Genomic DNA, 24591 nt, shown 5'->3' with positions numbered 1-24591 from the left:
CCCCAGACCCCCAGCAACACGCTTCGCACGTTGTCCTCAAACGCCCCCAGCTACCTCCCCCAGACTCCGTCCGGGGGAGGTAGCTGGGGGAGCAAGCAACCCGCACCCCGCGAGAAGCCCCAAAGCGCAGCACCCGGTACCGCCCCGGCGGCCGACTCGTAGAATCGTCCCCACCATGGCCTACCTCGACCACGCCGCCACCACCCCGATGCTCCCGGAGGCGGTGCAGGCGATGACCGCCCAGCTCGCCCGCACGGGCAACGCCTCCTCGCTGCACGCCGCCGGGCGGCGGGCGCGCCGCACCGTCGAGGAGTCGCGCGAGTCCCTCGCCGCGGCGCTCGGCGCGCGCCCCAGCGAAGTGGTGTTCACCGCGGGCGGCACCGAAGCGGACAACCTCGCCGTCAAGGGGCTGTACTGGTCCCGTCGCGCCGCCGACCCGGCCCGTACGCGCGTCCTCGCCAGCCCCGTCGAGCACCACGCCGTGCTCGACGCCGTCCACTGGCTCGGTGAGCACGAGGGCGCGACCGTGGAGTACCTCCCCGTCGACTCCCACGGCCGGGTGCACGCCGACGCGCTGCGCGAGGCGATCGCCCGCGACCCCGACGACGTGGCCCTCGCCACCGTGATGTGGGCCAACAACGAGATCGGCACGGTCATGCCGATCAGGGAACTGGCCGCCGTCGCGGCCGAGTTCGGCATACCCCTGCACGCCGACGCGGTGCAGGCGTTCGGCCAGCTCGACGTGGACTTCGCCGCCTCCGGGCTCGCCGCGATGACGGTCAGCGGCCACAAGGTCGGCGGGCCGTACGGCATCGGCGCCCTGCTGCTCGGGCGGCAGTACGCGCCCGTACCCCTGCTGCACGGCGGCGGCCAGGAGCGGCACGTGCGCTCCGGGACGCTCGACGTGCCCGCCGTCGCCGCCTTCGCGGTGGCCGGCACGCTGGCCGCCGAGCGGCGCGCGGACTTCGCGCGCGAGGTCGGGGCCCTGCGGGACGACCTGGTCGCGGCGGTACGGGCCGCCGTGCCGGACGCGGTGCTCGGCGGCGACCCCGACCCCGCCGGGCGGCTGCCCGCGAACGCGCACTTCTCCTTCCCCGGCTGCGAGGGCGACTCCCTGCTGCTGCTCCTGGACGCGCGGGGCATCGAGTGCTCGACGGGCTCCGCGTGCACGGCGGGCGTGGCCCAGCCCAGTCACGTGGTGCTCGCCACGGGCACGGACGCGGACCTGGCCCGGGGGACGCTGCGGTTCTCCCTGGGACACACGTCCACGTCCGCCGACGTGGCGGCGGTGGCGGAGGCCATCGGCCCGGTCGTGGAACGCGCCCGGAGCGCGGGCCTGAGCTAGGGCGCGCCCCGTCAGGGGCGCGGGGAACCGCGCGGCCGGCCCTCACCGGCCCGCACCCGGAAATCGGCGTAGCGAAGATCACGGCAGGGCCCGCCGCCAGGCGCCCGTACCCTGGAAGGGTTATGACTGACTTCCCTGGTGCACCCTCCGGCCCCCGCGACGGCCGTCGCCTCCGCGTACTCGCCGCCATGTCCGGCGGTGTCGACTCCGCCGTCGCCGCCGCCCGCGCAGCGGAAGCGGGCCACGAGGTGACCGGCGTGCACCTCGCGCTGTCCGCGAACCCGCAGTCGTTCCGTACGGGCGCGCGCGGCTGCTGCACCATCGAGGACTCGCGCGACGCCCGCCGCGCGGCCGACGTCATCGGCATCCCGTTCTACGTGTGGGACCTCGCGGAGCGCTTCCGCGAGGATGTGGTCGAGGACTTCATCGCGGAGTACCAGGCGGGCCGGACGCCCAACCCCTGTCTGCGCTGCAACGAGAAGATCAAGTTCGCGGCGCTGCTCGACAAGGCCCTCGCCCTCGGCTTCGACGCGGTGTGCACCGGCCACTACGCCACCGTCGTCCTCAAGGACGACGGCACGCGTGAGCTGCACCGGGCCAGCGACATGGCCAAGGACCAGAGCTACGTCCTCGGCGTGCTGGACGAGCGGCAGCTGGCGCACGCGATGTTCCCGCTCGGCGACACCCTGACGACCAAGGAGGAGATCCGGGCGGAGGCGGAGCGGCGCGGTCTGGCCGTGGCGAAGAAGCCCGACAGCCACGACATCTGCTTCATCGCGGACGGCGACACCCAGGGCTTCCTGGCCTCCCGCCTGGGCAAGGCCGACGGCGACATCGTCGACGAGTCGGGCACGAAGCTGGGCACCCACGAGGGCGCCTTCGGCTACACCATCGGCCAGCGCAAGGGCCTGCGCATCGGCCACCCGGCGCCGGACGGCAAGCCGCGCTACGTCCTGGACATCTCCCCGGTGAACAACACGGTCACGGTCGGCCCGGTGGAAGCCCTCGACGTCTCGGCCCTCACCGCCATCAAGCCCCGCTGGTGCGGCACGGCCCCGACGGGCCCCGGCACCTACACGGCCCAGCTCCGCGCCCACGGCGGCGAGACCCCGGTCACGGCGGAACTGATCGACGACGAACTCCACGTCACCTTCACGGAGCCGGTCCGAGGCGTGGCCCCGGGCCAGGCGATCGTGCTCTACGACGAGACGCGGGTGGTGGGGTCGGCGACGATCGCGACGACTGTACGCCGAGCGTCGGCGGGTGCAGCCGCTCAGTAGGTGGAAAATGTGCTGGTGTCGAGGTCGGTGTTGATGGGAGCGCCGATCGAGACGGGCTCGCCGAACTCGCTTTCCGCTGAACCGCGATAACGGTCATCCTTGGGGTCCGAGTAAAGCAGGCATTTACCTTCGATGGCATTGACGATGAGGTAGTACGGAATCCCTGCCTCGGCGTACTTCCTGACCTTCTTCACCGTGTCGTTCTCGGGGTTCGGCCTGGAGGTGACCTCCACCACGAGGAGGATCTCGTCCGCCGGGAACTGGTCCAGTGAGGAACTCCGGTACGAGGGGTCCGAGACCGACAGGTCGGGGCGCAGCAATGTGGTCCCGTGCCACCCCTCGTAGACGGTGTCGACCTCGGTTGTGACACACCACTTCGCCAGGAGCTGAGCCGCGATGACCACCACCAAATGGCCATGAGTGTGAGTAACCACGGTGTTGAAGTAGACCTCTCCGTCGATCATCTCGGCGTTGAAATCCGGGTTTTCCGCATCGAATGCTTCGAAAAGCCGCATCTCGTTCGTCGTCACCGGGTGCTCCAGCTGTGCTGTCATGATGTGCCCCCTTCTGGTCCTGTCTTTTCAGGTTAGCGACGTGACGACGACCCTGCCTCGCTCGTCCGGTCATCGGCCACGGGTTCGGCATCGCGTCGCTCGAACGGGCAAGCTGTTCCCATGAACATCGCCGTCTTCTGTTCCGCCGCCGACCTCGACGACCGCTACACCACCCCCGCCCGGCAGTTCGCCGAGCTCATCGGGCGGGGTGGGCACACGCTGGTGTGGGGTGGGTCCGAGGCCGGGCTGATGAAGGTGATGGCGGACGGGGTGCAGGAGAGCGGCGGGCGGCTCGTGGGGGTGTCGGTCGAGTTCCTCGCCGCCAGTGCCCGGAAGAACGCCGACGAGATGGTGATCACCAAGGACCTCGCCGAGCGCAAGGCCCAACTGCTCGCGCGGGCCGACGGCGTGGTCGTGATGGTCGGCGGGACCGGCACGCTGGACGAGGCGACGGAGATCCTGGAGCTGAAGAAGCACGGGATCCACCGCAAGCCCGTGGTGCTGCTGAACGCCGCCGGGTTCTACGACGGCCTCAAGCAGCAGCTCCAGCGGATGGACGCGGAGGGCTTTCTGCCGCTTCCCCTCACCGACCTGGTGTTCTTCGCGGAGGACGGCGTGGGCGCCATGGCCTACCTGGAGGAGTCCGCCGGCCTGCGATAGGGCAGGGTGGGGGTATGGCAACACACCTGATCACCGGAGCGGGCTCGGGCATCGGCGCTGCGGTCGCGGAGCGGCTGCTGGCGCGGGGCGACGAGCTGTATCTCTTCGCGCGGGACGCCGGGCGGGCCAAGGAGCTGGCCGCCCGCTTCCCCGGGGCGAAGACGCTCGTCGCCGACCTCTCCAACCCCGACCGGATCTCCTGGGCGCTCAGCCAGCAGACGGTGCCCGACCGCGTCGACTCGCTGCTGCACATCGCGGGCGTCTGCGACCTCGGCACCATCGGCGACCTGACCACCCGCACCTGGAACAGCACGCTCGCGGCCAACCTGATCTCCCCGGCCGAACTCACCCGCCTCTTCCTGCCGCAGCTGCGCGTCTCCCAGGGGAGCGTCGTCTTCGTCAACTCCGGCGCCGGGCTCAACGCCCATGCCACGTGGGGCGTCTACGCCGCGAGCAAGCACGGCCTGAAGGCCCTCGCCGACTCGCTGCGCGCCGAGGAGCACGGCAACGGCGTACGGGTCACCAGCGTCTACCCCGGCCGCACGGCGACCGCGATGCAGGCGAAGGTGCACCAGCAGGAGGGCAAGGAGTACGACCCCGCGAAGTGGATCGACCCGGACTCCGTCGCGCGGACGATCCTGCTGGCGGTCGACCTGCCCCGGGACGCGGAGATCAACGACCTGACGGTCCGCCCCGGCCGCTGAGGCCCCGGCGGGCGTGCGAGGTCAGCGGCACCACAGCGGTCTCGTAGTCTTCCTGCGTGAGCGAGAAGAACGAGTTGAGCTGGGGCCCCGGGGTCGCCACCGGGGTCGGGTCGATGCCCGGTGGCGACGCCCGGGAGGCCGCCAGGACCGTCACGGGGTCGCTGGAGACCCTGCCGTACCTCCCGGAGCTGCCCGACCGCGGCCCGGGCGCGGACATGATCGGGCGCACCGCCGGAATGCTGGTCGAGCTCTACGCCCGTGTGGAGCCCAGCGGATGGCGGATCGGCGACCGGCCCGGCCGCGACACCAAGCGCGCCCGGTCCTGGCTGGGCGAGGACCTCGACGCCCTGGAGGAGTTCACCCAGGGTTACGAGGGCGCGCTCAAGGTCTCGGCCGTCGGACCGTGGACCCTCGCCGCCGCGCTGGAACTGCGCGGCGGCGAGGCGGCCCTCGGCGACCCCGGAGCCTGCCGCGACCTCACCGCCTCGCTCGCGGAGGGCGTACGGACGTACCTCGCCGAGGTGCGGCGCCGGGTGCCGGGCGCCGAGGTGGTGCTCCAGCTGGACGAGCCCTCGCTGACGCCGGTGCTGACCGGTCACGTCCGCACCGCCAGCGGCTACCGCACCTACCGGGCGGTGGACCGGGCCGTGGTCGAGGGCGCGCTGCGTGAGCTGGTGACGGTCGCGCGCGAGGCCACGGGCTCGGCGCCCGTCGTGCACTCGTGCTCTCCCGGCGTGCCGTTCGCCCTGCTGCGCCGGGCCGGCGTCGGAGGCGTCTCGTTCGACTTCTCGCTGTTCACCGAGCGTGAGGAGGGAGCGGTCGGTGAGGCCGTCGAGGCGGGCACGAAGCTGCTCGTGGGCGTGGTGCCGGGTGTGGACGGCCCATTGTCAGACCCTGCCGGTAGCGTCATGGGTGTCAGGACGCTGTGGCGCAGGCTGGGGCTGTCGCCGGGGACCCTCGCGGAGTCCGTGGTGGTCACCCCGACGTGCGGGCTGGCGGGCGCTTCGCCCGCATATGCCCGCACCGCGCTCGCCCACTGCGTCCGGGCGGCGAGATCACTCGCGGACAACCCTGAGTGACGGCGCTCATGGGCTCGCCCATGGATCAACGGGAGGACGAGACGGTGGCTGGCGGACAGCACGGCGAAGAACAGCTCGCGGCGGAGGCTGCGCTTGTCGTGGCACCCGCGGAGGTACGGGAGCAGCACGCGCGGCTCGCCGAGCAGGTCGAGGAGCATCGCTTCCGGTACTACGTGAAGGACGCCCCGGTCGTCAGCGACGCCGAGTTCGACCGGCTGCTGCGCTCGCTGGAGGCGCTGGAGGAGCGTCATCCGGCGCTGCGCACCCCCGACTCGCCCACCCAGAAGGTCGCGGGGGCGTACGAGACGGAGTTCACGGCCGTCGAGCACCGCGAGCGCATGCTCTCCCTCGACAACGCCTTCGACGACGAGGAACTGGCCACCTGGGCCGACCGCCTGGCCAAGGAGATCGGCGAGGGCGCGGCCCACCACTTCCTGTGCGAGCTCAAGGTCGACGGCCTCGCCGTCAACCTGACGTACGAGCACGGCCGCCTCACCCGCGCCGCCACCCGCGGCGACGGCCGCACCGGTGAGGACATCACGCCCAACGTCCGGACGATCGACGAGATCCCGAAGCGGCTGGAGGGCGAGCGGATCCCGGCGCTGGTCGAGATCCGCGGCGAGGTCTACTTCCCGATGGAGAAGTTCGAGGAGCTCAACGCCCGCCTGGTGGAGGCGGGCAAGCCGCCCTTCGCCAACCCGCGCAACGCGGCCGCCGGTTCGCTGCGCCAGAAGGACCCCAAGGTCACCGCCACCCGCCCGCTGCACATGGTGGTGCACGGGATCGGCGCCCGCGAGGGCTTCGACATCGACCGTCAGTCGCAGGCGTACGAGCTGCTGCGCGGGTGGGGCCTGCCGACGGCCGCGCACGCCGAGGTCGTCGGTTCGCTCGCGGAGGTGCGGAAGTACATCGCGCACTACGGCGACCCCGAGGTCCGGCACTCGATGGAGCACGAGATCGACGGCGTCGTCGTCAAGCTCGACGAGATCCCCCTCCAGGGGCGGCTCGGCTCCACCTCGCGCGCGCCGCGCTGGGCCATCGCCTGGAAGTACGCGCCCGAGGAGGTCAACACCAAGCTGGTGGACATCCGGGTGGGTGTCGGCCGCACCGGCCGGGTGACGCCGTACGCGGTGGTGGAGCCCGTCACCGTCGCGGGCTCCGAGGTCGAGTTCGCGACCCTGCACAATCAGGAGGTCGTCAAGTCCAAGGGCGTCTTCATCGGCGACACCGTGGTGCTGCGCAAGGCAGGCGACGTGATCCCCGAGATCCTGGGTCCGGTGGCCGACCTGCGGGACGGCAGCGAGCGGGAGTTCGTGATGCCGGCCGAGTGCCCGGAGTGCGGCAGCGCGCTCCAGCCGATGAAGGAGGGCGACATCGACCTCCGCTGCCCCAACGCCCGCGCCTGCCCCGCCCAGATCCGCGAGCGCCTCTACTACCTGGCCGGCCGCAAGTGCCTCGACATCGAGAACTTCGGCTATGTGGCGGCCACCGCCCTCACCCAGCCGCTGGAGCCGGCCACTCCGCCGCTGCTGAACGAAGGCGACCTCTTCGACATGACGATCGAGGAGCTGCTGCCCATCAAGTCCTACGTCCTCGACATGGACTCCGGCCTGCCCAAGGTCGATCCCAAGACGGGCGAGAAGAAGGTCGTCACCTTCTTCGCGAATCAAAAGGGTGAGCCGAAGAAGAACGCCCTCGCGATGCTGGAGAACATCCAGGCCGCGAAGGAGCGCCCGCTGGCCCGCTTCCTCACCGGGCTCTCCATCCGCCACGTGGGCCCGGTCGCGGCCGAGGCGCTGGCCCGGGAGTTCCGCTCGCTGGACCGGATCGCCGAGGCGAGCGAGGAGGAGCTGGCCGCCGTCGAAGGCGTCGGCGGCACCATCGCGGCCTCGGTGAAGCAGTGGTTCGCCGAGGACTGGCACCGCGAGATCGTGGAGAAGTGGCGCGCCGCGGGCGTCCGTTTCGAGGACGAGGCGCACGGCAAGGAGGAGGGCCCCCGGCCGCTGGAGGGCCTCACCGTGGTCGTCACCGGCACGCTCTCCTCGTACACCCGGGACGGGGCGAAGGAAGCCCTCCAGAGCCGCGGCGCCAAGGTGACCGGGTCGGTGTCCAAGAAGACGGACTTCGTGGTGGTGGGGGACAACCCGGGGTCGAAGTTCGACAAGGCGATGCAGCTGAAGGTGCCGGTGCTGGAGGAGGACGGGTTCGCCGTCCTCCTGGAGCAGGGCCCGGACGCCGCGCGCGAAGCGGCGGTGCCGACACCGGAGTGAGCACCGGGACCCGAGGTGCCGGTGGTGCCGGTCCTCCGCACATGCGAGCCTCTCGCGCCTGCGGGGAACAGCCATGAAGCACCCCGGGTCCCGCCCCCTGCGGCGCGTGCGTCCGCCCCGCCACACATGGGGCCCGGATCACTACCAAAACCCAGGTCGCCACCCCACCGGAGTAATGCCCGCATAGGCAGTGGGCATTACCCCTACAGCGCATACCAGATGGCTACAAGAGGTCGGATCCCAATCGGGCAACCGCTGCCGATCGCTGCCCGCCGTAGCCTTCTGCGGCCTACTGTTGAGATGTGCGCCTGCCGTGGCGCGGGCACCGCCGGCTGTGAGAGGGACGGGCATGAAACCCACCGACAGCGCCGAACCGGCATCCCGGCTGCGCCAGGTCCCTCCGCCCGCGCTGCCGACGGTCTGCGTCACCGTGGCCGGCCTCGCACTGGCCGCCGGGGTCTCCCGCGTACTCGCCGAAGGCCACGCCGTGTTCCCCGGTCATACCGTGGGCGTGGCCCTTGCCGCCCTCACCGCCCTGATCGTCGCTCACCTCGTCGCCCTCGGCCGCGACCGCTGGTGGGGCGGCACCGGCTCCGGGGCCGCCCTCACCCTGGCCGTCCTGCTGCTCTACGGCTGGCTCCCCGCCGTCCTGATCAGCATCTCCGTCGTGGTGCTCGTGGCCACCGCCCGCCGCCACCGCTGGCGGCAGGCGTTACTCCACGGCGCGGTCGACATCCTCGGCATCGGGGCCGCGGGACTCTCCCTGGCCCTGTGCGACATCGTCTCCAGCGTCGAGAACCCCTGGCTGCCCGACACCTGGCCGCTCACCGCGCTCCCCAAGATCGCCCTGGCCGCGTTCCTCTACCTCGTGGTCACCCGCGCCCTGCTGTGGTATTCGATGGCCCCCAGCACCGGCCTGAGCAGCATCGCCCGTACCGCGCTCGTCCGCCAGGGCCTCGTCGGCGGCGCGCTCCTCGGCATCGCCCCGCTCATAGCCGTCGTCGCCGACCACGCGCCCATGCTGCTGCCGCTGTTCGCGGTGCCGCTCATCGCCCTGGACTCCACGCTCTGGATCGCCCGCGCCCGCGCCGAGGAGCAGCTCCGCGACCCGCTCACCGGGCTGCCCAACCGCCAGTGGCTGCTGGAGCGCACCTGGAACGCCCTCGACGAGGCCGAGCGCGCGGGCACCCGCGCCGCCCTCGTCCTCATAGATCTCGACCGCTTCCGCTCCGTCAACGACACCCTCGGCCATCTCGCCGGGGACCGGCTGCTGTTGCAGATAGCGGAACGGCTCCGCCTGGCCCTGCCGCGCGACGCGGAGGCGGCCCGGCTCGGCGGCGACGAGTTCGCGGTCCTGATCCCCACCGCCGACTCGCTCACCAGCGCCCAGCGCGTGGCCCGTTCCCTGGTCGCCGCCCTCGGCTCCCCGCTCGACCTGGAAGGGCTCACCCTCGTCCTGGAGGCCAGCGCGGGCGTGGCCGTCTATCCCGACCACGCGCTCGACGCAGGGGACCTGCTGCGCCGGGCCGACGTGGCGATGTACCAGGCCAAGCGCGACCGCAGCGGCGTCGAGGTCTACGAGGCCCGGCGCGACGGCAACACCCTCGACCGGCTGGGCCTGTTGGGCGACCTCCGGCGGGCGCTGGACGCCGGCGAGGTGGAGCTGCACTACCAGCCGAAGGTCGGTTTCGACGGCCATGTCGAAGGGCTGGAGGCCCTCGTCCGCTGGGTCCACCCCGAGCGCGGGAGGGTCTCCCCGGACGAGTTCATCGCCATCGCCGAGTCCTCGGGCCTGATGCCCCGGCTCACGGAGTACGTGCTGGAGACCGCGCTCGGCCAGGTCGCGAAGTGGCGGGCGATGGGGCTGAACGTCCCGGTCGCGGTCAACGTCTCGCCCCGCGACGTCCACACGCCCGGCTTCGCCGGCTCCGTCGCGGCGCGGCTGGCCCGGCACGGCGTGCCCCCGGGCGCGCTGCAGCTGGAGATAACGGAACACGTCCTCCTGGAGGACCCCCAGCGGGCCGCCGACACCCTCGCCGGGCTCACCGGCCACGGCGTGAAGATGTCCCTCGACGACTTCGGCACGGGCTACTCCTCCCTCGTCCACCTGCGCCGGCTGCCGGTGAGCGAGCTCAAGATCGACCGGTCCTTCGTGGCCCGGCTCGCCATCGACACCGAGGACGCGGAGATCGTGCGCTGCACGCTCGACCTCGCGCACTCCCTGGGCCTGCTGGTCGTCGCCGAGGGCGTCGAGGACGACGAGACGTGGGAGCGGTTGCGGGACCTCGGCTGCGACGCGGTGCAGGGGTGGCTGGTCGCCGCGGCGATGCCGCCGGACGAGATGACGGCGTGGCTGCGGCTGCGCGGCGAGAGCGGCTGGCACCGCGAGGTCGACCGCCTGCGGGTGGCGCCGGTGGCACCGCCGGAGGAAGCGGTGACCTAGCCGGTCGGGCGGAGCGGGGTTCCGGGCCGCGGCCCGGCGGCCGGCTACCGGGGGCTCGCGCCCCCGGACCCCCTGACCGCGCTCCGCGCGGTGTCCTCAATCTCCCCCGGCTACCGCTGGGAGGTGCCCCCACGGGCTGGATTTCGCGCGCCGTGAAATCCAGCCTGCCCGGCGCGCGAGGACGCTCCCCCGGAGGCGCCCCGTCGTCGGCGGCGACCGTGTCGCACCCGGCAGCGAACCGGAGCCGGACGTGGGGTCGGGAATATGCGTCGGCCGCGTCGTGGCGGAAGCCATAGGATTGGGCCATCAACCTGCCCAGAAACCGTCACGAACCCTGAGGATCGCCGCATGCCTGGCATCACGCGCGAGGAGGTCGCCCACCTCGCCCGGCTGGCACGTCTGGAGCTCAAGGACGAAGAGCTCGACCACTTCGCCGGACAGCTCGACGACATCATCGGCGCGGTCGCCCGCGTCTCCGAGGTCGCCGACCAGGACGTACCGCCGACGTCCCACCCGCTGCCGCTGACCAACGTCATGCGCGCGGACGACATCCGTCCGTCGCTGACCCCGCAGGAGGCGCTGTCCGGCGCCCCGGCCCAGGAGCAGCAGCGTTTCAAGGTGCCGCAGATCCTGGGGGAGGACTGACCATGACTGCTGAACTGATCAAGCTGACCGCGGCGGAGATCGCCGCGAAGATCGCCTCGGGCGAGGTCACCGCCGTCCAGGTGACCGAGGCGCACCTGGCCCGTATCGAGGCCGTCGACGAGAAGGTCAACGCCTTCCTGCACGTGGACCGCGAGGGTGCCCTCGCGCAGGCCCGCGCCGTCGACGAGAAGCGCGCCCGCGGCGAGAAGCTCGGCCCGCTGGCCGGCGTGCCGCTCGCGCTCAAGGACATCTTCACCACCAAGGGGATCCCGACCACCGTCGGTTCCAAGATCCTCGAAGGCTGGATCCCGCCGTACGACGCGACGCTCACGCAGCGCCTGAAGGCCGCCGACGTCGTCATCCTCGGCAAGACCAACATGGACGAGTTCGCCATGGGGTCCTCCACGGAGAACAGCGCCTACGGCCCCACCGGCAACCCCTGGGACCTGACCAAGATCCCCGGTGGTTCGGGCGGCGGCTCCAGCGCCGCGCTCGCCGCGTACGAGGCCCCCCTCGCCATCGGCACGGACACCGGCGGTTCCATCCGCCAGCCCGCTGCCGTCACCGGCACCGTCGGCGTCAAGCCGACCTACGGCGCGGTCTCCCGCTACGGCATGGTCGCCTTCTCCAGCTCCCTCGACCAGGGCGGGCCCTGCGCCCGTACGGTCCTGGACGCGGCCCTGCTGCACGAGGCCATCGCCGGGCACGACCCGCTGGACTCCACCTCCATCGACGCCCCGGTCCCGCCGGTCGTCGAGGCGGCGCGGAACGGCGACGTCAAGGGCATGCGCATCGGCATCGTCAAGCAGTTCCGCGGCGAGGGCTACCAGGCCGGTGTCCTCCAGCGCTTCGACGAGTCCGTGGAGCTGCTCAAGGAGCTCGGTGCCGAGGTCGTCGAGGTGGACTGCCCCTCCTTCGACCTGGCCCTGGCCGCGTACTACCTGATCGCGCCGTCCGAGTGCTCCTCCAACCTGGCCCGCTTCGACGCCATGCGCTACGGCCTGCGGGTCGGCGACGACGGCACGAAGTCCGCCGAGGACGTCACCGCGCTCACCCGTGAGGCCGGCTTCGGCGACGAGGTCAAGCGCCGCGTGATCCTCGGTACGTACGCCCTGAGCTCCGGCTACTACGACGCGTACTACGGCTCGGCGCAGAAGGTCCGCACGCTCATCACGCGCGACTTCGAGAAGGCGTTCGGCGAGGGCGGTGTCGACGTGCTGATCTCGCCGACCACCCCGACCACCGCCTTCCCGATCGGCGAGCGCGCGGACGACCCGATGGCGATGTACCTCGCCGACCTGTGCACCATCCCGACCAACCTGGCGGGCAACGCCGCGATGTCGCTGCCCTGCGGTCTGGCGCCCGAGGACGGGATGCCGGTGGGCCTGCAGATCATCGCGCCCGCCATGGCCGACGACCGGCTCTACCGGGTGGGTGCCGCGGTCGAGGCCGCGTTCACCGCCCGCTGGGGACACCCGCTGCTCGAGGAGGCACCGTCGCTGTGACCGTCGAAAAGGCCGGGACCACCGGCAAGCTCGCGAAGGCCAAGGGCTTCAAGAAGTCCAGGCCCGGCACGTATCTGTCCATCGGCACCACGCTGTTCGGCGCGGTGAGCGTCGTGAAGCAGGCCAAGAAGGCCCGGGGCGAGCAGGACACGCTCCAGCTCGTGGACGCCGTCGTCTCCGCCGCCGCCATCGCCACCGGCGTCGCCCTGCTCGTGCGCGAACTGCGCCGGATGAGCAGCGACGACGTTCTCGCGGACTGAGAGGTTAGTTTTCCGTGACCACCATCGACCTGGTGTCGTACGAGGACGCGCTGGCGTCCTACGACCCCGTCATGGGCCTCGAAGTCCATGTCGAGCTCGGCACCCGGACCAAGATGTTCTGCGGGTGCTCCACCGAGCTGGGCGCCGAGCCCAACTCGCAGACCTGCCCCACCTGCCTCGGCCTGCCCGGCTCGCTGCCGGTCGTCAACGCCGTCGGCGTCGAGTCCGCCGTGAAGATCGGTCTCGCGCTGCACTGCGAGATCGCCGAGTGGTGCCGCTTCGCCCGGAAGAACTACTTCTATCCGGACATGCCGAAGAACTTCCAGACCTCGCAGTACGACGAGCCGATCGCCTTCGAGGGCTATCTGGACGTCCAGCTGGAGGACGGCGAGGTCTTCCGCGTGGAGATCGAGCGCGCCCACATGGAGGAGGACACCGGCAAGTCCACCCACGTGGGCGGTGCCACCGGCCGTATCCACGGCGCCTCGCACTCCCTGCTCGACTACAACCGGGCCGGCATCCCGCTCATCGAGATCGTCACCAAGCCGATCGAGGGCGCGGGCGAGCGGGCCCCCGAGGTCGCCAAGGCGTACGTCGCCGAGCTGCGCGAGCTCATCAAGGCGCTCGGCGTCTCCGAGGCCCGGATGGAAATGGGCCAGATGCGCTGCGACGTCAACCTGTCGTTGCGCCCGAACGGCACCGAGAGGTTCGGCACCCGCTCGGAGACGAAGAACGTCAACTCGCTGCGCTCCGTGGAGCGGGCCGCCCGCTTCGAGATCATGCGGCACGCGGCGGTGCTGTCCTCCGGCGGCACGATCGTGCAGGAGACCCGGCACTTTCACGAGGAGGACGGGTCCACCACGGCGGGCCGCATCAAGGACAACGCCGAGGACTACCGCTACTTCCCCGAGCCGGACCTGGTGCCGGTCGCTCCCGCCCGGGAGTGGGTGGAGGAGCTCCGGGCGCAGCTGCCCGAGCTGCCGCGCGTGCGCCGTAACCGGCTGCGCGAGGAGTGGGGCGTCTCCGAGCACGACATGCAGTCGATCCTCAACGCCGGTGCCGTCGACCTGATCGTCGCCACCATCGAGGCCGGTGCCGACGCGGCCAGCGCCCGCAAGTGGTGGATGGGCGAGCTGGCCCGCCGGGCCAACGAGGCCGGTACGGACCTCGCGGCGCTGGAGATCACCCCGGCGCAGGTCGCGCGCGTGTGCGCGCTGGTCGCCGAGGGCTCGCTCAACGACAAGCTGGCCCGTCAGGTCATCGAGGGCGTGCTCGCGGGCGAGGGCGGCCCGGACGCCGTCGTCGAGGCCCGCGGTCTCGCGGTCGTCTCCGACGACAGCGCGCTGGGCACCGCCGTGGACGAGGCCATCGCGGCCAACGCCGGCATCGCGGACAAGATCCGCGCGGGCAAGGTCGCGGCGGCGGGCGCGCTGGTCGGCGCGGTCATGAAGACCACCCGCGGCCAGGCGGACGCGGCGCGTGTCCGTGAGCTGATTCTTGAGCGGCTCGCCCCGAAAGAATAAATAAGCGCGGCCTGGAGAAGCTGGGCGTCGAGGGCTGCCCCTCACGCACCACAGCTGTCACAGCCGTCAATGGCCGTCCCTCGCGTGAGGGGCGGCCATTGTCGTATAGCCGAATAACCGAATTCGGCCGCACTTAGCGCTAGTTGGCCGGATTTAGTCGGTACGTCCGCCAGGTGTGGAAACGGTCCGGCATGATCGCGGGTTGCGGGCCCAGGGTGTGCCCGTCACCGGATTGCTGGGGGTTAGTGATGCGACGGTTGAGCAGGGCGCTGACGGCGCTCGCGCTGACGGGGGCCGGACTGACGGTCATGACCGTCCCGGTCACCGCGGCCGACGGCGGCACGGGGGACACCGTGCCCGCCGTGCGCTGCGAGGCCGGCTGGGGAAGCCTCGCCAAGGTCGCCACGGACAGTGCCTACAAGTCGCTGCGGGACATCGGAACCGGACAGCACGACTGCTTCGACCGCATGGTCTTCGACGTCAAGGGCAGCGGCGAGCGCCCGATCGGCTACCGCGTGGCCTATGTCGACCGGCTGTATCAGGACGGTTCGGGCGAGCCCGTACCCGTGGACGGCGGCGCGATCCTGGAGATCCGGGTGGCCGCGCCCAGCTACGAGCCGACCACGGGCCTGCGGACCTACCGCGGCCGGTTCGGGGAGCCGCTGCGGAACGTGGACCTCACGGGCTACCGGACCTTCCGGGACACCCGCTTCGCGGGCAGCTTCGAGGGGGACACCCAGGTCGGTCTGGGCGTGCGGGCCAGGCTGCCGTTCCGCGTCTTCCAGTACGGCCACCTCGTGGTCGTCGACGTGGCCCACGCCTGGGAGCCCCTGCCGCTGACGGTGGAGCCGCGCGGGCGGAGGTGACCCCCGGCCGGGGTGGTGTGGGCTGGCTCACAAAGCGGACAAAGGATCTTTTTCGCCTGTCACAGTAAGGCGGAAGAGGCCCCCCCACGCCGTCCGCGTGCCCGCGGCCTTTCGCCCTCCAGCGGTCGGAAGCGCGGGTCATTTCCCGGCGAGATCGACGCGATATCCGGGAAGCAGGGAATGACCTCACTTGCCCGGTGGTGCCTGCGCCGCCGCTTCGTCGTCATCGCGCTGTGGCTCGTCGCCCTGCTGGGCACGGGCGCGGCGGCCGCCCTCTCCGGGTCCGCGTACTCCGACGACTACGGCGTCCCCGGCACCGAGTCCGCCCGCGCCGCCGCCCTGATGGAGAAGGCGTTCCCCCGCGAGGGCGGCGACGACACCCTCGTCTGGCACACCGACTCCGGCACCGTCCGTGCCCCCGACGTCGAGCGGCGCATGGGCTCCGTCCTGCGCGAGGTCGCCGAACTGCCCGGCGTCGCCGGGGTCAGCGGCCCGTACGGCAGCGACGGCGCCGCCCGTATCAGCCCGGACGGCCACACCGCCTACGCCTCCCTGACCTTCGCGAGCGAGGGCGGCGACCCGGACAAGGCGCAGGTCCAGCGGGTCGTCGACACCGCGCGGGCCGCCGCCACGGACCACCTCCAGGTCGCGCTCGGCGGCAGCTCCATCAGCACCACCGAGACGTCGAGCGGCCACCTCAGCGAGATCATCGGCGTGCTGGTCGCCGCGGTCGTGCTCTTCGTCGTCTTCGGCTCGCTCGCCGCCAGCCTGCTGCCCATCGCCACCGCTCTCGTCGGCGTCGGCACCGCCGCCATGGGCACCGTCCTGCTCGGCCACGTCATGACGGTCGCCGACTTCGCCCCGATGCTGGGCACCCTCATCGGGCTCGGCGTCGGCATCGACTACGCCCTCTTCATCGTCACCCGGCACCGCAAGGGCCTGCGGGCGGGCCTGTCCGTGCACGAGGCGGCGGAGCAGGCCGTGGCCACCACCGGGCGCGCCGTCGTCTTCGCGGGCGGCACCGTCTGCGTGGCCCTGCTCGGCATGCTGATCCTGCGGCTGAGCTTCCTCAACGGCGTCGCCCTGGCCGCCTCGCTCACCGTCGTCCTCACCGTGGCCGCCTCCGTCACCCTGCTGCCCGCGCTGCTCGGGCTGATCGGCCACCGCGCGCTCAGCCGCCGCGAACGCCGCGCCCTCGCCGAGCGGGGCCCCCGCCCCGAGCTCCCCACCGGGCTCGCCGCCCGCTGGTCGGCCTTCGTCGAGCGCCACCCCAAGCTGCTGGGCGGCCTCGCGGCGGCGGTGATGCTGATCCTCGCGCTGCCGGTGTTCTCCCTCCACCTGGGCACCTCCGACCAGGGCAACAACCCGGCGACCTCCACCACCCGCCAGGCCTACGACATGCTCGGCAAGGGCTTCGGGCCGGGCGTCAACGGGCCGCTGACCCTCGTCGCGCCCCTCGACAGCGCCGCCGACCGGCTCGCCTTCAACCGCCTGCCCGACACCCTGCGCCACACCGAGGGCATCGCCTCCGTGACCCCCTCGGCCCTGAACCACAGCGGCGACACCGGCGTGATCACCGTCGTGCCCACCACGTCACCGCAGTCCCGCGCCACCAGCGACCTCGTCGACCGGCTGCGCACCACGGTGCTGCCGCGGGCCACGGACGGCACCGGCGCGGAGGTCCAGGTCGGCGGCATCACCGCGAGCTACGACGACTTCGCGGGCGTCATCCTGGGAAAGCTGCCGCTGTTCATCGGCACCGTCGTCGGCCTCGGCTGCCTGCTGCTCCTGCTGGCCTTCCGCAGCATCGGCATACCGCTGAAGGCCGCCCTGATGAACATCGCCGCGGTCGCCTCCTCCTTCGGCCTGATCGTCGCGGTCTTCCAGTGGGGCTGGGGCAGCGAGACCCTCGGCCTGGGCGCGGCGGGCCCCATCGAGCCCTTCCTGCCGGTCGTCATGGTCTCGGTGCTCTTCGGCCTCTCCATGGACTACCAGGTCTTCCTGGTCAGCCGGATGTACGAGGAGTGGCGGGCCACCCGCGACAACTGCCGGGCGGTGCGCGTCGGCCTCGCCGAGACCAGCCGCGTCATCAACTCGGCGGCGGTGATCATGATCTCGGTCTTCCTGGCCTTCGTGCTGAGCGGCGACCGCGTGATCGCGATGTTCGGCATCGGCCTGGCCGCGGCGGTGGCGTTGGACGCCTTCGTACTCCGCACCCTGCTGGTGCCCGCGCTGATGCACATGCTCGGCGGCGCGAACTGGTGGCTGCCGGCGTGGCTGGAACGGCTGCTGCCGCGCTTCAGCATCGAGCCGCCGGAAGCACCGGCGCCGGTGCCCGTCCCGCAGCCCCGCGCGCCGGAGCCCGTGCCGCAGCTCTGACGCCGCTCTCCCGGGGGCCGGCGGCCGCCCCGGGGCCGGGGCCGCTCAGCCCTGCCGGGGCCGTATGACCACGTGCCCCGAGTCGAGGTCCACCGGGCCGCGGCCCGGGTCGCCGTCGCCGACGTCCTCCCGGGTCAGCTCCAGCCGGTTCTGCTCCTCGTCGGTGTGCTCCCGCCCCGGCGAGAACAGTTCCTCGAACACATTGAACATCTCAACTCCCGTCGCAGCGCTGCCTCTCCAGCATGCCAGACGCGCGTGCGAATCCCGGGGGCGTGCGCGGGCCCCTCAGGACACCTCCAGCCGCAGGACGCGGTCGTCCGCGTCCCCCGGTTCGCCCCGGCCGTCGGTGTTGCTCGTCGTCAGCCACAGGCCGCCGTCGTCGGTCGCCACGACCGTGCGCAGCCGCCCGTACCCGCCCGTCAGGAACGGCTGCGGATCCGCCGCCGGAGCGGCGCCCCGCAGCGGGATCCGCCACAGGCGCTCGCCCCGCAGGGCCGCCATCCACAAGGACCCCTTCGCGTAGGCGAGCCCGCTCGGGGACGCCTCGGAGGGCTTCCACTGCGCGACGGGGTCGCGGTAGCCGGGGCGGCCCGCCCTGCCCTCCACCACCGGCCAGCCGTAATTGCCGCCGGGCTCGACGAGATTGAGCTCGTCCCACGTGTCCTGGCCGAATTCCGACGCCCACAGCCGCCGGTCCGCGTCCCACGCCAGCCCCTGCACATTGCGGTGGCCCGAGGAGTAGATCACCGAGCCGGGCCGTGGATTGCCGGGCGCGGGTTGCCCGTCCGGCGTCATCCGCAGGATCTTGCCGCCGTACGACCCGGGGTCCTGGGCGCGGCCGCGCTCACCGCCCTCGCCCGTGCCCGCGTACAGCATCCCGTCGGGGCCGAAGGCGATCCGCCCGCCGTTGTGGATCTGCCCCTTGGGAATGCCCTGGAAGATCGTGTTCGGCGCGCCGAGCCGCAGCCCGTCGGGCTTGCCCGGGTCGTAGCGCAGCTGCGCGATCCGGTTGTCCGAGGCGGTGGTGAAGTAGGCGTACAGCAGATGGTCGGTGACGAAGCCGGGGGAGAGGGCCAGGCCCAGCAGGCCGCCCTCGCCCGCCGCCGCGACGCCCGGCACCGAGCCCACCTCGCTCTGCGCGCCGTCCTCCGCGGCCACCCGGACGATCTTCCCGGTGTCGCGGGAGCCGACCAGCAGGTCGCCGCCGGGCAGCGGAGCGACGCCCCATGGGGAGGTGAGCTTGGTGGTGAGCGTGCGGACGACCTTCACCGAACCCTTGGCCGGCGCGGCGGACGGGGAAGGAGCCGCCGAAGAGCCGCTCCCACCAGGGGACTTGACGCCCGACGGCCCCGACCCCGGCCCGCCGCGCCCCGGCAGGCCCGCACCGCCCGAACAGCCCGCGGCGCCGAGCAGCGCGCCCACGGTCAGCGCGGCCGTGACAGCGGCGAGGCGGGGGCGCGTCGCACGTCGTCGCATGGTTCGTTCCTCTCGCCGGGGCGGGGCAGCGTACCGGTCGGCCGCGGCACAGTTCCTTATACACGCTCCCGCCGACGCGGCCCCGGCAGGCGCCCCCTCAGTCCCAGGAGCCCATGGCCCTCGGCAGCGCCGCGATCTCCGCGAAGTCCTCCGGCGTGAGCCGCAGTTGCGCGGCCGCCGCGTTCTGCGTCACCCACGCGGCCTTCTTCGTCCCCGGCACCGGCACCACGTGCCGGCCCTGCGCCAGCACCCACGCCAGGGCGACCTGCGCGGCCGTCGCGCCGTGCCGCCCGGCCACCCGCCGCAGCCCGGCCACTATCGGCTGGTTGGCCGCCATCATCTCGGCGGTGAAACGCGGGTGCCGCGCCCGGATGTCCTCCGGCTCGAAGCCCTGCCCGGGCGTGAGCGTGCCGCTGAGGAAACCGTTGCCCAGCGGCATCGCCGCGAGCAGCCCGACACCCCGCGACGCGCACCACGGCACCAGCGCGTCCAGCGCCTCCCGGGACCACACCGACAACTCCGCCTGCACACAGCTCACCGGGAAGACCTGCTGTATTCGCTCCAGCTGGCGGATCGTCGCGTCGTAGAGCCCGGCGCGCGACCTGCGGTGGGTCCGCGCGCCGATCGCGCACCACCCCAGGGAGCGGACCTTGCCCGCCGAGACCAGCTCGGCCATCGCCCCCCAGGTCTCCTCGACCGGCACCTCGGGATCCGGCCGGTGCAGCTGATAGACGTCGATCACATCGGTCTGCAGCCGCCGCAGCGAGGCGTCGCACGCCCGCTTCACATAGCCGGGCCTGCCGTTGGCGACGATGTGCTGATCACCCACCAGCAGCCCGCACTTGGTCGACACGAAGGCTTCCGCGCGCCGCTCCCGCAGCACCCGGCCGACCAGCAGCTCATTGGTGAACGGCCCGTACATGTCAGCGGTGTCCAGCAGGGTCGTCCCCGCGTCGAGCGCCGCGTGCACCGTGCGCAGCGCGCCCTCACCGCTCTGCTGAGAGGCGGTGTACGCCCAGTGCATGGGCATGCACCCGAGGCCGATCGCGCCCACCTCGAGCGCCGCCGCACCGATTGTCCTGCGCTCCACCGGCCGTTCCCTCCCGTTCCTCGTCCCCAAACTAACCTCTGCCGGGCGGGCGGCTTCGCATAGCCTCCTGGCATGAGTGCAGATCACAGCGGTTCCGCCCGCCCCCTGGCCTGGCTGCCGATCCGCCCCGAGGAGATCGAGGGCCTGCCCGCGGCCCTGGACTACGCCTACTGGAACGGCGAACCCGACTACCCCACCGACCCCGCCCGCTGCGCCTTCTACGTCCCGCCCTATGTGACCAGCGGTGACATCGTCACGCGCCCGCTTTCCGCCATGACGGGCCTGCGGGTCGTCCAGACGCTCACCGCGGGCGTCGACCACATCCTGCCCGCCGTGCCGCGGCTGCCGTCGGGCACCCTCCTGTGCAACGCCCGCGGACTGCACGACACCAGCACCGCCGAACTGGCCCTCACGCTCACCCTCGCCGCGCTGCGCGACGTCCCCGGCTTCGTACGGGCACAGGACGCGGGGGAGTGGACGCAGGGTTTCCGCCCGGCGCTCGCGGACAAGAACGTGCTGATCCTCGGCTACGGTTCCATCGGGTCCGCCATCGAGGACCGGCTCGTGCCCTTCGAGTGCGCGCGGGTCGTACGCGTCGCGCGCTCCCCGCGTGAAACCCACCGCGGGCCTGTCCACCCCGTCACCGCGCTCCCGTCGCTCCTCCCCGCCGCCGATGTCGTGATCATCGCGGCGCCGCTCACGGAGCGGACCCGCGGTCTGGTGGGCGCGGACTTCCTCGCGGCGATGAAGGACGGCGCCCTGCTGGTGAACATCGCGCGCGGCGCGATCGTCGACACCGAGGCGCTCCTGACGGAGCTGGGGAAGGGCAGGCTGCGGGCCGCGCTCGACGTCACCGACCCCGAGCCGCTGCCGCCGGGGCACCCGCTGTGGAGCGCCCCCGGCACCCTGATCACCCCGCATGTGGGTGGGCCCTCTTCGGCCTTTCTGCCCCGCGCCGAACGCCTCCTGCGTGATCAGCTGGCCAGATTCGCCCTGGACGCACCCCTGCAAAATGTCGTAGTCACTGCCCCCTAGTTGCCACGTAGAGGTACCGTTCGGCTGCACTCAGTGTTCATAACCCCGTTGCTGATTACGCTATGTATATGAGCTATGTCCCTGAGTGACGAGTCTGGTGTATCGTCCGGACCGGGGGCTGCGCCGGGCACCGTACGGCGCAGCGAAGTACCGGCACTGAGGGGGGGCGACGGGCGATGCACGGCCACTGGACGATCAACCCGACGCGGCTCACGCACCGACCACGGCACCACCGCACGGCGGCTCCACCGCCCCGGCCCCGGCCGGGCGGTCCGGGAAGCCGGCGCCCTCATCTCTCCCTCCTCCGGGCGCACTTCGCCTGGCTCGGGGTCCCGCCCGGGGCGGCGGCGCGGTGAGCGCCCCCGGAGCGACGCTGTCCCGCCGGCAGGCCGGCGGTTCCGGGCCCGCGTCCCAGCTCCTCCTCGCCCTCGTCTGCGGTGGCTATGCCACGGGCGCGGCCTTCGGCTGGGGATCGGGCGAGCTGGCCTCCGCCATGGGCGACTTCGGGCTCGGCGGCGCCGCGGCGCTCGCCGCGGTCTCCTGCTTCTGGTACGGCCGGACGCACAGGACGCGCTTCCGGCTCGCCTGGCTGCTCTTCGCGGCCTCCTCGGCGATGGCGGGCCTCGGCAACATCGTCTGGGGGTGGTACGAGGTCGTCCTCGACGAGCGCGTGCCCACCCCCTCGGCGGCCGACTTCTGCTTCCTGCTCTTCGCGCCGCCGGCCATCATCGGCCTGCTCGTCCTCGCCAGGCGCCCCGTCACCCGGGCCGGCTGGGTCTGCCTGGCCCTCGACGCCTGGCTCACCGGCGGCTCCCTGCTGACCCTGTCCTGGAGCCTGGCCCTCGCGCACACCGCGCACTTCGAGGGCGAGACCGTGGCGCACGCCGCCCTCTCGCTCGCCTATCCGCTGCTCGACATCGCCCTGGTGTCGATGGTCCTCGCGCTGCACTTCCGGCGCTCCACCGCCAACCGCTCGGCCATCAACACCGCCATCGCGGCCCTCGCGCTGACCGTCCTGTGCGACGCGCTGTTCACCTCACCGCTGCTGCGCTCGAACTACCGTTCCGGCCAGATCCTCGACGCGGGCTGGTTCGCGGGCTATCTGCTGATGGCGTACGCGCCCTGGGTGGCCCGCGAGGAGGGCGACGACGCCGCGGCGCCCGCCCGGTCCGCCCAGCACCTGAACCACCCGAGCCGGCCCATCGCCGGCTCGCTCGCCGCCCTCACCCCCTATCTGGCCGCCGCGGTCTGCACCCTGGGGATCCTCTACAACGTCCTGGACGGCCACCACGTCGACCAGGTCGTGCTCTTCACCGGCTGCACGGTCGTCCTCGCGCTCGTCATCCGCCAGGGCATCATGCTGCTCGACAACATCTCGCTGACCCAGGAACTGGCCCAGAAGGAGAACCACTTCAGGTCCCTCGTCCAGGGCTCCAGCGACGTCATCATGATCGCCGCGCCCACCGGGATACTGCGCTACGTCAGCCCCGCCGCCGCGGGCGTCTACGGCCGCGAGGCCGAGGAGCTCGTCGGGTCCGAACTGGCCTCGCTGATCCACCCGGAGGACCTCGGCAGAGTCGTCCACGAAGTGCGCCGCTTCCTCGCGGCGCCACCCGCCGAGGAGCCCACCACCCGGATCGAGTGCCGCTTCCGCTCCGGCGCCGGCGACTGGCTCAACGTCGAGTCCACCGTCAACCGCCACCACGGCGGCCTCATCTTCAACAGCCGCGACGTCACCGAGCGGGTCCGGCTCCAGGCCCAGCTCCAGCACACCGCCGAGCACGACCCGCTCACCGACCTGCCCAACCGCGCCCTGTTCACCAAGAAGGTCCAGCAGGCCCTCGCCGGCCGCAGAGCGACCGACGCGGGCACCGCCGTGCTCTTCATCGACCTCGACGGCTTCAAGGCGGTGAACGACTCCGTCGGCCACCAGGCCGGCGACGAGCTGCTGGTCCAGGCCGCCCGCCGGCTCCAGGACTCGGTGCGGTCCGGCGACAGCACCGCCCGTTTCGGAGGAGACGAGTTCGCCGCGCTCATCATCGGCGACGGCACCCGCGACCCCGCGGCCCGCGAATACCGCATCCACGAGATCGCCGACCGGCTCCGGCTCACCCTCTCCCAGCCGTACAAGGTGGAAGGAGGCACCGAGGTCCGCGTGGCCGCCAGCATCGGCGTGGCCTTCGCGGAGCCCGGCATCACCCCCGGCGCCCTGATGCGCAACGCCGACCTCGCGATGTACCGCGCGAAGCAGGCGGGCAAGGGCCGCGTCGAGCTCTACGCACCGCAGATGCAGGCCGACGTGGTGCGCCGCGCCGAGCTGGCCACCCGGCTGCGCACCGCGCTGCACGAGGGCGAGTTCGCGCTGCTGCACCAGCCGGTGGTGGAGCTCCAGACCGGCCGCGTCACCGCGGTCGCCGCCCAGCCCCGCTGGCGCTCGGCCCAGGGGATACTGTTCACCCCCGCCGAATACCTCCGCGTCGCCGAGAGCGAGCGCGGCGACGAGGCCGCGCGCTTCGCCGAACTCGGCCGCTGGACGGTCGAGAAGGCCGTCGAGCAGGCCGCCCACCGCTGCCGCGCCGGCCACCCCGTGCCGGTGTACGTCCAGCTGTCGGCCACCCGTCTGATGGACAAGTCGCTGCCGCCGAAGTACCTCGAAGGGCTGCTCATCCACCACGGCCTGCCCTCCGGCGCGCTCGTCCTGGAGCTGTCCGGCAGCGACCCCCGGGTTCCGCTCGACGAGTTGGAGCGGCGGCTGGTCACCCTGCGCCGGCTCGGTGTGCGGATCGCCCTGGACGGCTTCGGCAGCGGCTATGCGGCGATCAGCGCGCTGCGCAGGCTCCCCATCGACACGCTCAAGCTCGACCGCGGGCTGGTCGACGGCGTGGTGGAGTCCGCCCGGCTGCACAAGATCACCGCGGGTCTGCTGAGGATCGCCACCGACCTCGGGATGCAGTCCGTGGCCGAGGGCGTCGACGTGCCCGAGCAGGCGCTCGCCCTGCGCGCCATGGGCTGCACCCACGGCCTGGGCAAGGCGTTCGCGGGCCCGCTCGACGAGCACCGGCTGCGCTACGCCCTCGACCTCGGCAGCTATCCGGTGCCCCGCCCCGCGGACGGCGCGAACGTGCTCGTCGGAGGCGCTCCGCCGGCCCCGGCGATCATGCCGTCGGGCGCCCGTTCGGGCGCGGCCGGCGGCGCGGGATCGCTCGCACATGCTCCATTGCGCTCAAATAATGAGACGCCCGTCCCACCCGCTTGACACCTCATATGCGGCGGGTGGAGGGTCGGAGCCATGCGCACCCGAATTCTCGTACTTGGAAAGCGCGTCGGCTGAAGCAGGCCACCCAGTAAGTCCTGCTGACCACTCCGGCGCGCTCCCCTCGCTTGCCTCACGGCACGAGGGGTTTTTTGTTGCACCGGATGCACGCAGACCCACCCAAACCTCCCACCGCCGAAGTCCTTACCGTCGAATCCCTCGAG

General features: G+C 72.2%; 19 protein-coding genes. 15 read left to right on the top strand and 4 right to left on the bottom strand.

What is annotated here, in order from left to right; translation table 11 throughout:
* The first annotated feature begins 175 nt into the window (after positions 1-175).
* Both AB0435_RS05530 and mnmA read left to right on the top strand, forming a co-directional pair.
* Entirely contained in the window at positions 176-1345 is a 1170-nt protein-coding gene (locus AB0435_RS05530) for a cysteine desulfurase family protein (RefSeq protein WP_366003741.1), read from the top strand.
* A gap of 122 nt (positions 1346-1467) precedes the next feature.
* Positions 1468-2625 (top strand): tRNA 2-thiouridine(34) synthase MnmA, encoded by a 1158-nt coding sequence (gene mnmA, locus AB0435_RS05525; protein ID WP_366003740.1) that lies wholly within the window; start codon positions 1468-1470, stop codon positions 2623-2625.
* Here mnmA and AB0435_RS05520 read toward each other — a convergent pair.
* Positions 2619-3179: a Uma2 family endonuclease gene (locus AB0435_RS05520; protein WP_366426241.1), complete on the bottom strand. Its 561-nt coding sequence runs from the start codon at positions 3177-3179 to the stop codon at positions 2619-2621. The genes mnmA and AB0435_RS05520 overlap by 7 nt on opposite strands.
* Positions 3180-3299: 120 nt before the next feature.
* Here AB0435_RS05520 and AB0435_RS05515 point away from each other — a divergent pair, with 120 nt between their 5' ends.
* The 11 genes from AB0435_RS05515 (at position 3300) to AB0435_RS05465 (ending at position 17513) form a co-directional block, all read left to right on the top strand.
* Positions 3300-3839, top strand: coding sequence for a TIGR00730 family Rossman fold protein (locus AB0435_RS05515; RefSeq protein WP_366003738.1), 540 nt, complete (start codon positions 3300-3302; stop codon positions 3837-3839).
* 14 nt (positions 3840-3853) lie between these two features.
* Positions 3854-4543: an SDR family oxidoreductase gene (locus tag AB0435_RS05510; protein ID WP_366003737.1), complete on the top strand. Its 690-nt coding sequence runs from the start codon at positions 3854-3856 to the stop codon at positions 4541-4543.
* Between the two features lie 56 nt (positions 4544-4599).
* Entirely contained in the window at positions 4600-5622 is a 1023-nt protein-coding gene (locus AB0435_RS05505) for a methionine synthase (protein ID WP_366426240.1), read from the top strand.
* A 20-nt stretch (positions 5623-5642) separates the two neighbouring features.
* Positions 5643-7892 (top strand): NAD-dependent DNA ligase LigA, encoded by a 2250-nt coding sequence (gene ligA, locus AB0435_RS05500; RefSeq protein WP_366003735.1) that lies wholly within the window; start codon positions 5643-5645, stop codon positions 7890-7892.
* Positions 7893-8241: 349 nt separating this feature from the next.
* Positions 8242-10335, top strand: a complete 2094-nt coding sequence (locus AB0435_RS05495) for a bifunctional diguanylate cyclase/phosphodiesterase (RefSeq protein WP_366426239.1) — start codon at positions 8242-8244, stop codon at positions 10333-10335.
* A gap of 348 nt (positions 10336-10683) precedes the next feature.
* Complete coding sequence (gene gatC, locus AB0435_RS05490; RefSeq protein WP_366007083.1) at positions 10684-10980, top strand: Asp-tRNA(Asn)/Glu-tRNA(Gln) amidotransferase subunit GatC; 297 nt, start codon at positions 10684-10686, stop codon at positions 10978-10980.
* Positions 10981-10982: 2 nt separating this feature from the next.
* Positions 10983-12485 (top strand): Asp-tRNA(Asn)/Glu-tRNA(Gln) amidotransferase subunit GatA, encoded by a 1503-nt coding sequence (gatA, locus tag AB0435_RS05485; protein ID WP_366007082.1) that lies wholly within the window; start codon positions 10983-10985, stop codon positions 12483-12485.
* Positions 12482-12745, top strand: coding sequence for a hypothetical protein (locus AB0435_RS05480; protein ID WP_366007081.1), 264 nt, complete (start codon positions 12482-12484; stop codon positions 12743-12745). Before gatA ends, AB0435_RS05480 begins: the two co-directional genes overlap by 4 nt.
* A gap of 14 nt (positions 12746-12759) precedes the next feature.
* On the top strand, positions 12760-14268 hold the full coding sequence (gene gatB, locus AB0435_RS05475) for an Asp-tRNA(Asn)/Glu-tRNA(Gln) amidotransferase subunit GatB (RefSeq protein ID WP_366426238.1): 1509 nt from the start codon (positions 12760-12762) through the stop codon (positions 14266-14268).
* Positions 14269-14516: 248 nt separating this feature from the next.
* Complete coding sequence (locus tag AB0435_RS05470; protein WP_366007079.1) at positions 14517-15134, top strand: hypothetical protein; 618 nt, start codon at positions 14517-14519, stop codon at positions 15132-15134.
* 180 nt (positions 15135-15314) lie between these two features.
* A complete protein-coding gene (locus AB0435_RS05465; protein WP_366426237.1) occupies positions 15315-17513 on the top strand; it encodes an MMPL family transporter in 2199 nt (732 codons plus the stop codon).
* 45 nt (positions 17514-17558) lie between these two features.
* On the opposite strand, the gene AB0435_RS05460 is transcribed toward AB0435_RS05465, so the two are convergent.
* The 3 genes from AB0435_RS05460 to AB0435_RS05450 form a co-directional block, all read right to left on the bottom strand.
* A complete protein-coding gene (locus tag AB0435_RS05460) occupies positions 17559-17723 on the bottom strand; it encodes a DUF6191 domain-containing protein (protein ID WP_366007077.1) in 165 nt (54 codons plus the stop codon).
* A gap of 75 nt (positions 17724-17798) precedes the next feature.
* Positions 17799-18989 carry a PQQ-dependent sugar dehydrogenase gene (locus AB0435_RS05455; protein ID WP_366426236.1) on the bottom strand — a complete coding sequence of 397 codons (1191 nt, stop codon included), beginning with the start codon at positions 18987-18989 and terminating at the stop codon, positions 17799-17801.
* Positions 18990-19086: 97 nt separating this feature from the next.
* On the bottom strand, positions 19087-20079 hold the full coding sequence (locus tag AB0435_RS05450; RefSeq protein ID WP_366007076.1) for an aldo/keto reductase: 993 nt from the start codon (positions 20077-20079) through the stop codon (positions 19087-19089).
* 72 nt (positions 20080-20151) lie between these two features.
* Here AB0435_RS05450 and AB0435_RS05445 point away from each other — a divergent pair, with 72 nt between their 5' ends.
* Positions 20152-21114, top strand: a complete 963-nt coding sequence (locus AB0435_RS05445; RefSeq protein WP_366007075.1) for a 2-hydroxyacid dehydrogenase — start codon at positions 20152-20154, stop codon at positions 21112-21114.
* Positions 21115-21466: 352 nt separating this feature from the next.
* Positions 21467-24370 carry an EAL domain-containing protein gene (locus AB0435_RS05440; protein ID WP_366007074.1) on the top strand — a complete coding sequence of 968 codons (2904 nt, stop codon included), beginning with the start codon at positions 21467-21469 and terminating at the stop codon, positions 24368-24370.
* Positions 24371-24591: the final 221 nt, after the last annotated feature.

The sequence above is a fragment of the Streptomyces sp. NPDC051173 genome (genome assembly GCF_040689515.1).
Lineage (GTDB): Bacteria > Actinomycetota > Actinomycetes > Streptomycetales > Streptomycetaceae > Streptomyces.
The sequence above is the reverse complement of the archived record's forward strand: the minus strand, read 5'-3'. Positions and strand labels throughout refer to the sequence as shown.